This window comes from Oligosphaera ethanolica (assembly GCF_030814695.1).
Classification (GTDB): domain Bacteria; phylum Verrucomicrobiota; class Lentisphaeria; order Oligosphaerales; family Oligosphaeraceae; genus Oligosphaera; species Oligosphaera ethanolica.
This window is the reverse complement of sequence record NZ_JAUSVL010000001.1, coordinates 1,390,580-1,405,950: the sequence shown is the minus strand read 5'-3', so window position 1 is coordinate 1,405,950 and position 15,371 is coordinate 1,390,580. Positions and strand designations below refer to the sequence as shown.

The window sequence follows — 15,371 nt, the reverse complement described above, 5'->3', positions numbered from 1 at the left end:
AAATCAGCCGTCGAGCTGAATGTACACTCGCCGCGATTGGCTGCAACCGTCGGTGCGGTCGCACTTCGGGCAGGGGGGGGTAGTGGCACGACGGCAGCGCCGTTATTTTTTGCAGAGGAGGACGACGTTCCAGCAGTAGCGTCGCATGAAGGGCAGGCAGCGCAGAAAAATGCGGTCGGCCTTTTCGAGGAAGAGGTAGAGGCCGGCAAAGCGCGGAAAGTCGTAGACGATTTTCTTCCAGTAGCGTTCGTCGTTGGGATGGACATGATCGACGAAGTAGAATTTGAGGAAGACGGCGAGGGTGAAGAACCAGGTCATTTGCGTCTGAATGGAGCTGAAGTAGCGCGACAGCGTCTTGATTTGGGCCATGGTGAGGGGGTGTTCGTCGGCGGTACGGACTTTGTCAGCCATGCGGCGGTAGACATTGATGACTGGATTGTGCGCCAGGGGTTCCCAGGCGACAAAGATGCCGCCGGTCTTCAGCACTCGCCGGACCTCGGCGAGCGTTGCGTCGATATCGACATGGTGGAGGAGATTGGCGCAGTAGACGACATCGAAGGACGCGTCGGGGAAGCTTAGCGCGTGCGACAGGCATTTGCTGGTTGCGATAGTCACGCCATTGTTGCGGGCCAGCTCGTCGGCGACTTTGAGCATCTCGCCAGAGATATCTGTCGCCGTCACGTCGCCGCCGCGTTTGGCTAGAAAGACCGACGCCTCGCCGGCGCCGCAGCCGAGCTCGAGGATTTTTTTGCCGTGGACATCGCCGAGCCAGTCAGCGATGAGTTTGTTTTCAACGCAGGACGGGCAGGTGAAGAAGGTATCCACGTCAATGTCATCACTGTGGATGGTCTTGGCCCAGTCATCGTGAAACTGTTCTTCTTGGCTGAAGACATCGGACTGTGCGGGCTTGCTCATGGCATTGCTTTTCTGGTCGTGGTGATGATTGGGTGCGAAGCGACGGTAAAGACCATTGTGGTTGTGGTAGGTCGGCTTGAGCTGAAAATAGCTCACGGCGCTGGTGGCAACGACGTCGTCGCCGACATAAACCAGATAGGCGCAGGGGGAAAGAAGAATCGTCGGGAGCCGCACGGCCATAAGGCCCGCTCGCCCGGGCGGTTGGTGGCCGTGCCGGGCGATTGGGGTGTTGTTTGTGGGCTGTGCAGCGCGGGCTGGTTACAGTTCGATCAGGCGCATGAATTTGGATGACATTTTTTCGACGCCGTGTTTTTGGACGGCGACGCCATTTTCCCAGCGGAGGCCGAAGTCGTCGGCAGAAAAGAACGTATCGACCTGGAAGGTCATGTTTTCGGCGAGGTCGAAGGTGGACGTTGATTCCATCCAAGGCTGTTCGACTTCCATCATGCCGATGGCGTGGCAGGGCCCATAGAGCATGTACTGTCCGAAGCCTTGTGCTTTGACCCATTCTTCGTACTCTTTGACCACGGCGGCGGCGGCTTTGCCGGCCTGCATGAGTTCGATGGTCTTGAAGTGCGCCTGCAGGCCGAATTCGGCCAGGCGTTTTTGCGGCGCGGGCAGTTTGCCGATGGACAGGGGCAGGCCGACGCTGGACGAGTAGCCGGCGACGCGGGCGCCGATGTTGAGCTGGATGATCTCGTTGGCCTGGATGGTCTTGTGCGTCGGCCGGCAAATGGCGTTGTTGGTGCGCGGACCGCTGAAGCAGTAGAGCGCGTGGCCTTCGTACTCGCCGCCGTGCTGGTAGATTTCGCGCTGGGCGATGCCAATGACCTGGAATTCGGTCATGCCGGGCTTGAGCTCGTTGAGAATGGCGTCGACAGCGATTTCGCTGATGGCGAAGGCGCGGCGCATGCAGGCCAGCTCGTTATCGCTCTTGATGAAGCGCAGGGGCAGGAAGAGGTGGTCGGCTTTGATCAGTTCCACGCCGGGGAGATCGCGTTTGAGCGCGTCGAGCACTGGCAGCGGCGTGATGCTGTAGCTGACAATGCCCAGCTTGCGCAGCGGCCCGCAGCCCGACAGCGCGACGACGTCCGGATAGTGGGCGACGGCGATGCCGGGGTAGTTCGGCTCGGCTGACTCGCGGTATTCAAGCATCAGGCAGATGTCGGGGATGACACTGCGGCCGCGGGCGTATTTTTCGCTTTCGGGGCCGATGACGAGCACGGGTTTGCCTTTGGCGGGCACGAACACCGCGGCGGCCTCGAAAGTTGGCCAGTATTCGGAGAGATAGCGCACGTTGGCGAAGTCGGCTTCGTTGCCGTGCACCAGCGCGGCGTCGAGGCCGGCGGCCTGGAGATTGGCCTGGAATTTGGCGATGCGCTCGGCGTACTCGTTTTTCGGAATGGCGTACATGTCGAATCTCCTATGCAGTGATGTCTTTCGCCTGGTGGAATACCGCTCCGGCCGCTTTGAGGCGCGACAGGAGCAGGTCGAATTGGGCAACGGCGTATGGTCCGCAGTTTTCGATGAGGAACGGGTCGGGGAGGACGGAGCCCTCGCCGTAGTGGATCAGCCCTTGGCGCATGGGCCAGAATTCCCAGGGATGGAAGTAGAAGCAGAGGAAGGGCTCGACTTTTCTGTGGGTGCAAAACTCGACATAGCTGTCGATGTGGCGCATGAGCTCGTCAGCGCCGGCGGTGCGGAAGAGCGGCCACTGATCGCGGTCGCGCCCGAACTTGTCTTGGGATTCCATGGCCATGTCGGCGAAATTGGGCAGCTCGACTAGTCGCAGTGATCCTTCTTTGGTCCAGTCGTCGGCGGCGGGGTGGTATGGCGTCAGTCGTTCCCGGTAGAAATACATCGGGTAGCTGGCGTCCGTGCGGTAGCCGAGCGCGTCGAGGGCGTTGACCACGGCCGTCGAGCCGAAGAGCCGCGGACAGCGGAAGGACAGCGGGCGGACGCCGGCGACCTCCTCGACCCACTCCGTCGCCAGCTTGAGGCGCAGGGGCACTTCTTCGGGCAGAATGGGCATCATGCCGGGGATGTCGAAGAGCGCATCGCCGATGGTTTCGTGGAAGAGCGTGTGGCAGCCGATTTCGTGGCCGGCGGCCTTGACGGCCTGCACCGTGCCGGGATTTTTGCGCGCGGCGTCGCCCGTGAAGTAGAAGGTGCCGGTGACCTGGTGTTTGCGGAAGAGATCGAGGACAATGGGTGTGCCATTGACCAGGCCTTCGTACCAGGGCGTCCAGCTGCCGATGTCCGTTTCGGTGTCGATACCGATGACGACCTTGATGTTGTTCATGCCTGCAGTCCTCCGATGAAAGTGGCCGGAACGCCGAAGCAATCTTCCAGGCAGTGCCCGAGCCGGTCTGGCGCGCCTTTGAAGATCAGCGTTTCAGTGCAGAGCGTACTGTGGGTGCCGCGGCCAGCCGCGTCGCAGTGTAGCGGCGCGATGGTCTCCAGCTCGAAAAAGCCCATTTCGCCGCCATTGAAGATGCTGTAGGAATCGGCGGCGGAGAAGGCCCCGCGCGGCTGGTCGTTGTCAGCGATATTGAAATAGAGACCATTGTCGGTGATTTTGCTGATGCGGCGGATGATCAGCAGATTGCGGCGTGGGTCATAGGCGCCGATGAGTTTGGGCTGGCTGTGGTGGGCAATGCCGATCTGGAAACGGTCCTTGCCGCCAAGGGCGAGGCGGAACAGCTGGCCATCGCAGCGCAGACGGTCGCCGGGATGGCCATAGTAATCGCAGTTGATGGCCGTCGCCGCGTCATCGGTGGTTATTCCAAAGGCGACGACGCCGTCGCCACCGGGGAATTGCTCCAGCGACCAGGCGCAGAAGAGCATATCGTCGGTCGGGGGTGGATCCTGCGCGCGCAATTCATCGGTGCAGCTGTAGGCGACGCCCTTGATGCCGTACGGGCCGCTCATATCCTGCGGTGCCAGGATGCTTACGCTGCGGCGGTAGTCAAAAAGGCGTGTCACGCCCCGGCGATTCTGCAGACTGACGACCTTGCCGCCGGCAAGGCGCGTCGTCGTCGACTCCTCGGCGATGGTCGGCTGGCTGTTGATTGCCGGCTGGACGTACCAGCCGCCGTCGCCCGGCGGGTAATTGAATGCGTAGGGGCCGCCTTCCGGCCCCGGCCACAGCGAGTTGCCGCCGAGGTTGTTGAAGGCGTCAGGCGCTGGTGCCGACGCCAGCGCGGCGTCATAGCGGTGGACAATTTCACCGTCGAGCTCGCAGAAGATGCGGCCCTGGAGCGCGTGCGCCATGGCGACGGTGCCGTCACCAGCCGGAAGAACCGTCCACGCCGGTGAAAACTGTGATGCTGGTGTTGTCATGGCTGAAGACCTTTCCCTAACTTGCTCTCAAGTATACCCCGGTCGCAGGGCAAAACAATGCAATGATAAAAAATAACTACGGCGGCGGGTAATCGGTCAGTGTACACCCCGGCGCTTCGCTGGGACAATTTGCAGGAAACCCACGGCCAGTCGCCGCCCAGCCATTCGACCTTGACTTCCGCCGACCTTTGCGGCAGCGTGTTTCATAGGAGGAGTCATTGATAATGGATGCACGGCATGCCTATCGCTGGCGCGGTGAGACGTTATTCATTCGTTGTTTTTGCACGTTTTCGTGTTTTTCTTGTAAATGGCTCAAGTTTTACCGTGATATTTTCAATTTTTTATTGTGAAGTAGTCTTGCCAATATCGTCGTCACCAATAGCTTTGAGACAGGTGCAGTAAAAGCGCGAGTTCTGGCGGGCTACAATGGCTATTTCTGGACCGGCAAATATGACGCGAGCGCAGATAAGTAGGCTCGCACCTTCACTACAACCTAAGGACGCAAGAATGAAGCTCAAAGACAAAGTCGCCGTCGTCACCGGCGGTGGTGGCGCGATCGGCGGGGCGATCTGCCTGCGCCTTGCGCAGGAAGGCGCGGTCGTCGCCGTGACGGACCGCACGTTGGAACAAGCGGAGAAGACCGTGCTGGTTATCGAAAAGGCCGGCGGTCGCGCGGCCGCGTTTGTGGCTGACGTGCTTGAGACGGCGTCAGTGCGGGCGATGACCAGCGCCGTGGAGGAACGCTTCGGTCGGATTGACATCCTGGTCAACAACGCCGGTGGCAGCGCCGCGTTGCGCAAGGCCCTGACCGAGTTCAAGGACGCGCAGGAGGACATCTGGCAGTGGGTGCTCGACCTTAACCTCGGCGGCACGATGCGTTGCACGCAGGCGGTGTTGCCGGGTATGCTCAGCCGGGAGTATGGCAAGATCATCAACATCGCGTCCATTGCCGCCGAAGTCGGTATTGAGCAGCGTGCGGATTATTCGGCGGCGAAGGCGGGTATTATCGGCTTTACCAAGGCGCTGGCCATTGAAGTGGGCCCGAAGAACATCAATGTCAATTGCGTGTCGCCGGGGCTGGTGGCGCGCTATGCGGTGGGCGAGGAGCCCGAGGTGATGCCGACGAGCGAGGGCACCTACGTGAAGCGCCAGGGGCGGCCTTCCGAACTGGCGTCGATGGTCGCCTTTTTGGCATCCGAGGAGGCGTCCTTTATTACCGGCAGCAACTACATCGTTGATGGTGGCCGCACCCTCGGCCCCAAAGCCGGCAAAATCTAACAACAACAAGAGTGACAACGACACACGCCATGAAAAAAGTCTGCATCATCTATCATACGGGCGGTGGCCGCCTCGGCGGGCACTACACCCACTTGTCTTTCACGGGGCTACCCGGCGTCGACATCGCGGCGCTCTGCGATGCCAATGACGAGGGCATCGACGACCGTTTGCGCCTGACCGGCGCCAAACGGCGTTACACGAATTACCGCGAGATGATCGAGGTCGAAAAACCCGATATCGTCGCCGACTGCTCGCGTTCGCCGGACGAGCATTACGAGCAGATCAAGTTCGCGCTCGAGCACGGTTGCCATGTCATATGCGAGAAGCCCTTTGTCGCCGAGCTGGACGAAGCCGACGAGCTGATTGCGCTGGCGGCGCAGCGGCGCCTGAAAATCGTCGTCGCCCATCTGGGTCGTTACGCATTGGTTTTCCGCACTATGAAGCAGATGATTGAGGCCGGTGAGATCGGCCGGGTACTGACCTTCTACGGTCGCGGCAAGGAAGACTCCCGCGGTGGCGGCGAAGACATGATGGTCTTGGGCTCGCACATCCTCGATCTCGGCGTGTACCTGTTCGGCGCGCCGGAGCAGGTCTGGGCAGACGTCCGCCAGCTCGACGGCCGGCCCACCACCGCGCAGGACCGCTGCAAGACGGAAGAGCCCATCGGGCCCTGTGTCGGCGACGAAGTGCTGGCGTTCTATCGCTTCCCCGGTGGTGTCAACGGCATCTTCGAGAGTCGCCGCGGGCTGGTCGGGCGCGGCCCATGCCAGCGCATGGGGCTGGTCGTCGTGGGTACCAAGGGCTCGCTTGCGGTCCGTTACGACGGCAAACGGCCGTTGCGCATCAACCGCTCGGCGACCTTGCCCTTCGAAGATCAGGCGGTCTTTGAGGACGTGCCATTGACCGAAACGCGTAATATTCCAGGCGCGGTGCCCCTGGATTACGCCGCCATGGGACTGGCTGCCGGCAACTACAGCCACCAGTATTACGCCGACAACAACCGCCTCGCCGCCTGGGACCTTCTGCAGTCGATCGACGACGATAGCGAGCCCATCTCCAGCGCGGCCAATGTACTCACGTCGCTGGAAATGATCGTCGGCGTCTACGCGGCCCATCTGGCCGGCCGCCCAGTGGCGCTGCCCCTGGAGGACCGAAAGCACCCGCTGAACCGCGAATGAACGGGACCAGACTTTGTAGCGCACTCGGATCGACGGTCTTGTATCGCGGACGGATCGGACGGATCGGACGGATCGGACGGATCGGACGGATCGGACGGATCGGACGGATCGTCGATTTGATCGGTCTGATCGGTCTGATCGGTCTGATCGGTCTGATCGGTCGGAAGGGTTGCTTGTAACCAGGCATGGCGGCAGTATCCTAATGCCACCGCAACGCTGCGGTGGGACGTGCGGGGCGAACTGCTGTAGTGGAGACCAACGATGCCAAACATGCCAGCCTTAGGCATGGGGCGTTTTTTGCCCTGTTCCATATTATCGCGTCGGCCCTATGTGCTGGCGGCGTATGAGCGCGATTTTCTGAACCACGTGGATGCCTACGAGCGGGCCTTGCCACGGGATCAACCCGTGACGCTGTTCATCCAGCTGGGGTGGCAGCGCCGCAAGGCCGCTGCCGCTGCGAAGCTCGCGCAGGAATTTCGCGCGGCCCGTGAACGCCTGCCGCAGATCAGTCGGGTATTGATTTTGGCCAACGAGCCAGAGGAAGTCGCCGCCTTGTCCGCGCATGGCATGGAGGTCGTGCTCTGCCATCAGAACGCGTTTTTGGACGAACGGCGCTACCCGATTCTGCCCTTTTTGGGGAAACGCTACGACGCTATTTATATCGCGCGCATCACGCCGTTTAAACGCCATGTGCTGCTGAGTGAGGTGGAGAGCTTGTACCTCATCGGCGATTATTCTGAAAAAGAGCACGACTACGCCGAGGCGACGCTGCGCGGTTTGCCGCGCGCGCGGTGGTCGCGGAAGTACACGTCGCGGCTGATCATGCTGCCGATCAATCGGGCGCACTGCGGCATGTGCCTGTCGGCGGAAGAGGGCGCAATGTTCGTCAGCGCGGAGTATTTGCTGTGCGGGCTGCCCGTGGTGAATACGGCCAACATCGGCGGGCGGGATCTGGTCATGCCGGATTTCGCGGTGGCGCAGGTCGCCGCCGAACCGTCGGCCGTGGCGGCGGCGGTGCGGCAATGGGCCGCGCAGGCGCCGCCGGCGACCGATATTCGTGAGGCGACGCTGGCCATGATGCGGCCGCATCGGGAGAAAATGCTGGCGTTGCTGCGGGATGCCGGTGTTGCTGACGACGTCTGCGCGCGCTATGCGCGGCGGATACCGCATAAGCTTGGTTTGCGCTGTGGGCAGTCGCCCTGGCGCAATATGGCCATGGGCCTGCCCTGGCCGGCCGAGACCGCTGCAGCGCGATAGGTGTTTGGCGCTGTGCTGCCGGCGCCGGCGGCCGCCATTCGTTTTTCCTGTCGCCTGATTCAGCCGCGCATGACCAACAGCAGGCTGCTGGTGTAGCGGGTATTGATAGCTTTTGAGTAAGGATTGACCATATGTTACCAGGACAAGCGGGGCAGGGACCAGGAGAATTGCAGACCTTTTCACCATGCGTGTCCGGCGACGATCGCGCGGCGTGGCCGCGCGTGCTTGAGCCGCAGGCGGTGGCGGGCGCGTCGCCGGCGACGGCGATCTGTCGCAGCGCGACGCATCTGTTCACCTGCGGACGCGATGTCCTGAGCGTGTATGATATTGCCAGCGAGCCGGCCCGCCCCCGGCTGCTTTGTCAGTTGCGCGGCATCAATTTTGGCCGACAGATGCTGCTGCACCGCCAGGTGCTCTTCATCACCGCACGCTACTACGGACTATACATAGTCGACGTATCTGATCCGTTGCAGCCGGTATTGGTTAAGAACTACACCACACTTGAGCTGGCCACGGGCATTGCCGTCGATGGCGACCTGCTGTATGTCAGTCTGCGGACCTATGGCGTTCAGCTTATTGACATCAGCGACCCGGCCAATCCGCGGCATCTCTCGCTGTTCCGCTCGCGGGAATCCCAGTCCTGCTGTGCGTTTGGGGATCGACTGCTTGCGGTGGGCGACTGGTATTATGGTTCCGTCGCGCTGGTGGACACTGCTGATCCGCTGACGCCGCGGCTTCTGTCGGAAACGCTCTTGCGTGGCTATGGCGACGGTGTGGCGGTGGTTGGCCAGACTTGCTATGCGTCCACGGGCCATCATCGCCTGGGCAGCGATCCGCGTGAAGAGTGGCTGCGGCCGCCAGAGGACGATCGCGGCTGGGGCCACGGCTTGGAAATCCTGGACATCAGCGACCCGCGGCAGCCGGTCGTGCTGTCGCGAGTACAGTTCCCGCGCTGCACCACGCTACGTGACGACTATTGGACGCCGTACGTCATTGGCGACACGGTCTTCGCTGCGGATACGCACAACGGGCTCTTCGTCGTCGATGTGGCGGACAAGCGCCAGCCGCGCTGTGTCGCGCAATTGCTGCTGCCGACGCTGCCGACGGGGGACATTCCCGGCTGCGTGTCCGCGCTGGCTTTTGCCGACGGCCTGGTGTACATCGCTGCCAACGAACAGGGGCTTTACACCGTGGCGATTCCGGAAGCGCGTTATGTGCCTACGCCGGAAAGACATCGCGTGGTCAGTGTTTCTGCGCCGCGAGTCGCGCCGGCGGGTTTCGTGGCGGCGGACATCGACAAGGCTTTCCGCGTGGCGCTTAGCGGCGACGGCGCCTTTGTCGCCGCTGACGACCAGGGCATCGCCTATATCGAATTCACGGCTGATGGCGGCGCAAAGGTTGCGCGCAGATTTCCGGGGCCTGGCTGTTACGACGTCGCCGTGCATGGCGATCTGCTGTATGCGGCTGAGCGCTATAACTGCTGCCGCATCTATCGCATTGGCGCTGGCGGCGCCTTGACGCCCGTTGCGGCGATCACGACGGACTTTCCGCGGATTGTCAAATGCCTGCATGTGGTCGCCAATGGTCGCCTGTTGTTCATGTCGGGCGGTCACGGCTGTTTGGATGTCTATGACGTGTCGGAACCGACCTCGCCGCGACGAGTCCACACGACAGCGGGCCCGCTGTTTTACTCGGATTCCCTGCCGAACCGCGATCTCAACGGCATGATGCTCATCGATCGCTACTGGCTGGGCGCGAGCTTGCTCGACCTCAACCAAGAACCGCCGGAAGTGCGCCGCGGTTTCGAGCTCTTCCTTTACCAGCTCGGCGGCGCCGAGGCCCTCAAGCAGCATTTCATCGCCGTCGGCAAACAGGACTGCGAATACCAGCTCTTCGATCCCGTCACCCTGACGGTCAGCACCGGCCGCAGTGACGGCATGGCCGTCACCGGCATTCCGACCTTCGATGGCGACCACACGGTCGTCTTTGCCGACCGCAAAAGCGGCGAGGTCAAGACGTTCGATGTCAGCGACGAAGCGCACGCGCGTTTTATCCCCGAACGCAGCTTCGCCGCGCCGCTGTTCAATCCCGAACGGGTCGTCTTCCGCCATGGCAAGATGATCATACCCCTGCGCGACCAGGGGCTCGTCATCGAACAGTAGACCTTACCGCTGAGGCGGGGGAGGGGCAGAGTTGCGAAAGAGGGAGCGCGTGGCATTCTCGCAGGCAATTTAACTGTGAGGGTTGCAAAAGTCATCTCTCCGGGGTAGCTTTTCGCTTCGTCCTTGACGAATTTCAGCCAACTAATAGTCATTTTTTTCCCAGGAATGTGCAAGACAGCCATGATAGAGCAGCATTGTCCGCCGCCGTCGTTTATGCAAGGCGCTCCCGAACATAGTTTTACGGGCACGTGGATCACCGCCGGTGAATTTCTGCCCTTGCCGCGGCAGGACGTCTACCACCGCCAGTTGGACCGCGCGGCGCGGGCGCGTATTGAGAATCGCGTTCGCAACCGGCACATCCTTTTTCGGCGCGACTTTGCGTTGGCGGGGCAGCCGAGCACGGCGGTGTTGTTTTTCAGTGCGGACGACTATGCGAAAGTGTATGTCAATGGCCAGTTTGTTGGGCAGGGGCCGGCGCCGGGTTATCCGAGTCACTATTTGTATCACGCGATTGACATCGCGCCGTATGTGCGGCCCGGGCGGAATGTACTGGCCGTGCACAGCTACTACCAGGGCCTAATTAATCGCGTGTGGGTCAGTGGCGACAACCGCCATGGCTTTCTCTGCGATGTCGTCATTGACGGCCGGGTGCTTTGTGCCAGCGACGAGCAGTTCCGCTGTCAGCCACACAGCGGCTACAGCGACGTGGGCACGGCCGGCTACGACACGCAATTTCTCGAACGCTACGACGCCGGGGCCGCCGAAGCCGATTTTGAGCAGGTGGATTTCGACGACTCGCAGTGGGGGCAGGCGCGCGCGGTGCCCAAGCCGGATTACGCGCTGTTCCCCTACTCGCTGTCGCCGCTGGTGTACGAGGACATCCGTCCGCAGACCATTGAGCGTCGTGCGGATGGCCGGCTCTTCATTGATTTTGGTGCGATGTACGTGGGCACGCTGGGGTTTCGGGCGACGGGGCGTCGCGGCGATGCGCTTGAGGTCCGCCATGGGCAGGAGCTTAATGGCGACGGCACCGTGCGCTATCGGCTTCGCGCCAACTGCAACTACAGCGAGTTCATGCTACTGTCGGGCCGTCCAGGCGATCGTCTGCGGCAATACGACTACAAGTCATTCCGCTATGCCGAGCTGCTGCTGCCGGCAGATGGCGACGCTGATGTCGATCTTGCGTCTGTGCGGCTCATTGCGCGGCATATGCCCTTTGAGCTGCAAGCGCGCTGTCGTTTTGCGGACGACAAGGCGCGGCGCATCTGGGACCTCTGCGTGCGCACGCTGCAGTACGGCGCGCAGGAGCAGATACAGGACTGCATGGAGCGGGAAAAAGGCTACTACCTCGGTGACGGCTGCTACACCATGCTCTGCTGGTGCCTCCTCGCTGGCGATTTCCGGCCCATGCGCAAATTCATTGACGACTTCTTGCGCACCGAGTTCATCAATGGCGGCCTGATGACCTGCGCGAACTGCTCGTTCATGCAAGAGATCGCCGAGTATCCGCTAATGATGTTCCTGCTGCTGCCGGTGCTGCTGGATCGCGGGGACAATGACGACTTCGTGAAAGAGCGTCTGCCGGCATTCCGGCGCATACTGGATTTCTATCGCGACCAGTATGCGCAGGGCAATGGCCTGCTGTCCAATCTCGACAAGTGGTGCGTGGTCGAATGGCCGCAGACTATGCGCGACGGCTATGACGCCGACATCACCGAGGGCAAAGTCTGCACGGTCATGCACAACGCCATCAACGCGTGGTATGTCGGCGCCATCAAATGCTACAACCAGACTGCACGACGCCTGGCAGTGCCCGAGGTCCCCGGCGAGGACGCGCTGAGCGCCGCGTTTGTGGCGGCCTTTTATGATCCGGCGACGAAACTCTTCCGGGACAGTGTCGAGTCCACGCATATCAGCATGGCCGGCAATGTGTACGCGTGGTTTTTCGGGCTGTACCCATGCGAAGCGAGCCGGCAGGCGATCATCGCCATGATTCGGCAGAAGCGCTTGTCGCAGAGTATGTTGTTTGTGACTTTCCCGCTTTTTTCCGGGTTGCTGCAGGACGGCGAAGAGGCCCTCATGCACGATTTGCTGACTGACGACGACGCGTGGCTGCGCATGTTGCGCGAGGGTGCGACGACCACCTTTGAGGGCTGGGGTAAGGAAAGCAAGTGGAACACGTCCTTGTTCCATCTGACCCTGTCCTATGCGGTGGCCTTTATGACCGACTGGCCTATTGGCAAAGTGCTCAATTTTCGCTCATAAAGCCCCTGGCCGCTAGGCAGCCAGCGCGGCGACGGCTATCTTGTCGCGTCGCTGACAACGGGCGTCGTAGCGTATGATGTTCCAATGGGGGACAAGTAGAAAGGACCGGACCATGAATCTGACCGAGAAGCTTTACCGGGTCGCTGCTGAAATCTACGCTGAGCACGGCGTGAATGTCGATGTGGCGATGAAACGGCTGGACCAGATGCCGCTGAGCATCAATGCCTGGCAGGGCGATGACGTCACCGGCTTCGAAAGCACCGGCCATGCCCTTACCGGCGGCTGCCAAGTCACCGGCAATTACCCCGGTCGCGCCCGAGACGCCGATGAACTCCGGCAGGACCTGGACAAGGCCCTCGCGCTCCTCCCCGGCAAGGCCTTCCGCGTCTGCCTGCAGGGCCACGAAGTCGACCGCATGACGCCCGGCCGCGACCGCGACGCCTTCACCCTGGAAAATTTCACTGGCTGGCTGGACTGGGCGGCGGAGCGCCGTCTCGGCATGGACATTGCGCCGGCGTATTATTCCCATCCCAAGCTGGTCAACGGACTGTCGTTGTCCAATCCCGACCCGGACATCCGGCGTTTTTGGATTGATCACGGCAAGGCCATCCGCCGCATAGGCGCGGCATTTGGTCGTCGTCTCGGCAGCCCGGCAGTGTGCAATGTGTGGGTGCCCGACGGCTACAAGGACCGGCCGGTGGATCGCCGCGCGCCGCGCGAGCGCCTCCTGGAAGCGTTGGACGAGACCTTCGCGGAGAATTTCCCCGAGACCGAGCTGCTCGACGCCGTCGAGTCCAAGCTCTTTGGCATTGGTGTAGAGTCTTACACCGTTGGGTCCAACGACTTCTATCTGCCCTACGCGGCCACCCGCCACAAACTCATCTGCTACGACACCGGCCATTTCCACCCGACGGAGTCCATCGCCGACAAACTCTCGGCGATCTGCTGCCAGCAGGGCCGCATCCTGCTCCACATCAGCCGTGGTGTCCATTGGGACAGCGATCACGTACCGCTGCTTGACGACGCGTTGCTCGACCTCGGCCGCGAGGCGGTTCGCAATGACAACGGCCACAATCTCTATTTCACGCTGGACTTCTTTGACGCCAGCATCAACCGCATTGCCGCGTGGGTGGTCGGCGCTCGTAATTGGCAGAAAGCGCTGCTGGTCTCGCTGTTGGAGCCCGCCGCAGGCCTGGCCGAAGCCGAAACCGCCGGTGATTTCACCAGCTGTCTGGCGGGCCTGGAAGCGCAACGCAGCCTCCCCTGGGGTGCGGTGTGGAATTACTACTGCGCGACCCGCAATGTGCCGCCGGATGACGCCGTCCTCGAGCCTATCCGGCAGTACGAGCGGGACGTCCTCAGCCGGCGCGATTGATGCGACGAGGGCGATATGCGCGTATGAAGAGCGCATGGCGACCTGACGTTTGCGAATGGCGTGTCATGGCGGGCGTTGGTGCGCCTGGCGGCGGGTGCCGTCAGGCTCTGGCTGGCTTGGCAGTCTTGGTACGACTAGCGGAACAACGACATGGGACTTGATTTTGATACCCTCGAACTGATGCGTCAGAACCACCCGGCGTGGCGCCTGTTGTGCGCGCATTACGCGCCGTTGGTGGCGAGTTTTCTGCATCGCTTGTTCGTGGTGCCGAATGCGCGCAATATCCCGCAGGCGGACATGGTCGAGGCTCTGGAAGACGAGCTCTACGCGCTGCGGGAGCGCCTGGGGCCCGACGCGTTGCCTGGGACTGCCTTGAGCTACCTCAATGACTGGGCGGAGAACGACAAGGGCTGGCTACGCAAATTCTACCAGACGGGCGAAGACGAGCCCTACTACGATTTGACGCCGGCGACCGAGAAGGCCCTGAGTTGGCTGGAAAGCCTGCAGCAGCGGAGCTTCGTGGGCACCGAATCGCGGCTGCTGACCCTCTTTGAGCTGCTGCGCCAGATGAACGAGGGTAGCCAGACCGACCCGGCGATACGCATCGCCGAACTGCGGCGGAAGCGGGACGATATCGACGCCGAAATCGCGCGCATCGAGGCCGGCCACCTCCCCCTGTTGGACGACACGGCTATCAAGGACCGCTTTCAGCAGTTTTTGCAGATGGCCCGCGAACTCTTGGCGGATTTCCGCGAAGTGGAAGACAATTTCCGTGCGCTGGACCGTCGTGTCCGCGAACGCATCGCGACCTGGCAGGGCGGTAAGGGCGGACTGCTGGAAGAGGTCATGGGCGAGCGCGATGCCATCAGCGCTTCGGATCAGGGCAAGAGTTTCCGAGCCTTCTGGGACTTTTTGATGTCCCAGAGCAAACAGGACGAACTGAAGGCGGCGCTGGAACGGGTCCTGGCTTTGCCGGCGATTGTGGACATGAATCCCGATGCCCGCATCAAGTACGTCAACCGCGAATGGCTGGAGGCTGGCGGCCATACCCAGCGCACGATTGCCCGGCTGTCCCAGCAGCTGCGACGCTTCTTGGACGACCAGGCCTGGCTGGAGAATCGCCGGATCATGGACATCCTGCACAGCATTGAGCAGCAGGCACTAGCCGTGGTCGAGACGCCGCCGCCGCAGGGTGATTTCATGGCGGTGGACGACATCGGTGTGAGCATCCACCTGCCGGTAGAGCGGCCCTTGTACCAGCGGGCGCGCGATGTCCGCCTGAATGCGCGGGCAGTGGTCGAGGGCGATGTCGAGGTGGATATGACGGCCCTGTACACGCAGATCGCCATCAATCGCGACGAGCTGGCTGGGCATATCCGCCGCGAGCTGCAGAGTCGCGAGCAGGTGAGCTTGTCGGAGGTGATCGCGGCGCATCCCCTGCGTTACGGCCTGTCGGAATTGGTCGCTTATTTCGAAGTGACATCGCGCTGGAAGCGGGTGGACGTGTCGGACGACGTGCAGGAGAAAGTCGCTTGGCGCGGCGAAGACGGCGTCGACTATCGGGCGACCATGCCCCGGGTCATCATTCTGAGGAATTGA

At 61.8% G+C, this 15,371-nt stretch carries 12 protein-coding genes; 8 read left to right on the top strand and 4 right to left on the bottom strand.

Going from position 1 to position 15,371, the window contains the following annotated elements; genetic code table 11:
* Window positions 1-102 precede the first annotated feature (102 nt).
* From J3R75_RS04850 to J3R75_RS04835, 4 genes are all read right to left on the bottom strand, one after another.
* On the bottom strand, window positions 103-1,095 hold the full coding sequence (locus tag J3R75_RS04850; protein WP_307260230.1) for a class I SAM-dependent methyltransferase: 993 nt from the start codon (window positions 1,093-1,095) through the stop codon (window positions 103-105).
* Window positions 1,096-1,173: 78 nt separating this feature from the next.
* Window positions 1,174-2,328 carry a M24 family metallopeptidase gene (locus J3R75_RS04845; RefSeq protein ID WP_307260229.1) on the bottom strand — a complete coding sequence of 385 codons (1,155 nt, stop codon included), beginning with the start codon at window positions 2,326-2,328 and terminating at the stop codon, window positions 1,174-1,176.
* A gap of 10 nt (window positions 2,329-2,338) precedes the next feature.
* On the bottom strand, window positions 2,339-3,217 hold the full coding sequence (locus J3R75_RS04840; RefSeq protein ID WP_307260228.1) for a polysaccharide deacetylase family protein: 879 nt from the start codon (window positions 3,215-3,217) through the stop codon (window positions 2,339-2,341).
* The gene (locus tag J3R75_RS04835) at window positions 3,214-4,257 is read right to left on the bottom strand and encodes a DUF6786 family protein (protein WP_307260227.1); all 1,044 of its coding nucleotides are present in this window, start codon (window positions 4,255-4,257) and stop codon (window positions 3,214-3,216) included. The genes J3R75_RS04840 and J3R75_RS04835 overlap by 4 nt, the downstream gene beginning before the upstream one ends.
* Window positions 4,258-4,356: 99 nt before the next feature.
* Here J3R75_RS04835 and J3R75_RS04830 point away from each other — a divergent pair, with 99 nt between their 5' ends.
* The 8 genes from J3R75_RS04830 (at window position 4,357) to J3R75_RS04795 (ending at window position 15,371) form a co-directional block, all read left to right on the top strand.
* Complete coding sequence (locus J3R75_RS04830) at window positions 4,357-4,479, top strand: hypothetical protein (RefSeq protein ID WP_307260226.1); 123 nt, start codon at window positions 4,357-4,359, stop codon at window positions 4,477-4,479.
* Between the two features lie 285 nt (window positions 4,480-4,764).
* The gene (locus J3R75_RS04825; protein ID WP_307260225.1) at window positions 4,765-5,535 is read left to right on the top strand and encodes an SDR family NAD(P)-dependent oxidoreductase; all 771 of its coding nucleotides are present in this window, start codon (window positions 4,765-4,767) and stop codon (window positions 5,533-5,535) included.
* 29 nt (window positions 5,536-5,564) lie between these two features.
* Complete coding sequence (locus J3R75_RS04820) at window positions 5,565-6,713, top strand: Gfo/Idh/MocA family protein (RefSeq protein ID WP_307260224.1); 1,149 nt, start codon at window positions 5,565-5,567, stop codon at window positions 6,711-6,713.
* Between the two features lie 261 nt (window positions 6,714-6,974).
* Window positions 6,975-7,970, top strand: coding sequence for a glycosyltransferase family protein (locus tag J3R75_RS04815; protein ID WP_307260223.1), 996 nt, complete (start codon window positions 6,975-6,977; stop codon window positions 7,968-7,970).
* A 131-nt stretch (window positions 7,971-8,101) separates the two neighbouring features.
* Window positions 8,102-10,132 carry an LVIVD repeat-containing protein gene (locus tag J3R75_RS04810; RefSeq protein WP_307260222.1) on the top strand — a complete coding sequence of 677 codons (2,031 nt, stop codon included), beginning with the start codon at window positions 8,102-8,104 and terminating at the stop codon, window positions 10,130-10,132.
* Between the two features lie 180 nt (window positions 10,133-10,312).
* On the top strand, window positions 10,313-12,397 hold the full coding sequence (locus tag J3R75_RS04805; RefSeq protein WP_307260221.1) for a family 78 glycoside hydrolase catalytic domain: 2,085 nt from the start codon (window positions 10,313-10,315) through the stop codon (window positions 12,395-12,397).
* 112 nt (window positions 12,398-12,509) lie between these two features.
* Window positions 12,510-13,772 (top strand): L-rhamnose isomerase, encoded by a 1,263-nt coding sequence (locus tag J3R75_RS04800; RefSeq protein ID WP_307260220.1) that lies wholly within the window; start codon window positions 12,510-12,512, stop codon window positions 13,770-13,772.
* 150 nt (window positions 13,773-13,922) lie between these two features.
* Window positions 13,923-15,371 carry a DUF3375 domain-containing protein gene (locus J3R75_RS04795; RefSeq protein ID WP_307260219.1) on the top strand — a complete coding sequence of 483 codons (1,449 nt, stop codon included), beginning with the start codon at window positions 13,923-13,925 and terminating at the stop codon, window positions 15,369-15,371.

Coding starts and splice junctions, on each gene's coding strand:
- J3R75_RS04795 (WP_307260219.1), top strand. CDS start 13,923: ATGGGACTTGATTTTGATACCCTCGAACTGATGCGTCAGAACCACCCG.
- J3R75_RS04815 (WP_307260223.1), top strand. CDS start 6,975: ATGCCAAACATGCCAGCCTTAGGCATGGGGCGTTTTTTGCCCTGTTCC.
- J3R75_RS04835 (WP_307260227.1), bottom strand. CDS start 4,257: ATGACAACACCAGCATCACAGTTTTCACCGGCGTGGACGGTTCTTCCG.
- J3R75_RS04810 (WP_307260222.1), top strand. CDS start 8,102: ATGTTACCAGGACAAGCGGGGCAGGGACCAGGAGAATTGCAGACCTTT.
- J3R75_RS04840 (WP_307260228.1), bottom strand. CDS start 3,217: ATGAACAACATCAAGGTCGTCATCGGTATCGACACCGAAACGGACATC.
- J3R75_RS04800 (WP_307260220.1), top strand. CDS start 12,510: ATGAATCTGACCGAGAAGCTTTACCGGGTCGCTGCTGAAATCTACGCT.
- J3R75_RS04825 (WP_307260225.1), top strand. CDS start 4,765: ATGAAGCTCAAAGACAAAGTCGCCGTCGTCACCGGCGGTGGTGGCGCG.
- J3R75_RS04820 (WP_307260224.1), top strand. CDS start 5,565: ATGAAAAAAGTCTGCATCATCTATCATACGGGCGGTGGCCGCCTCGGC.
- J3R75_RS04845 (WP_307260229.1), bottom strand. CDS start 2,328: ATGTACGCCATTCCGAAAAACGAGTACGCCGAGCGCATCGCCAAATTC.
- J3R75_RS04850 (WP_307260230.1), bottom strand. CDS start 1,095: ATGGCCGTGCGGCTCCCGACGATTCTTCTTTCCCCCTGCGCCTATCTG.
- J3R75_RS04805 (WP_307260221.1), top strand. CDS start 10,313: ATGATAGAGCAGCATTGTCCGCCGCCGTCGTTTATGCAAGGCGCTCCC.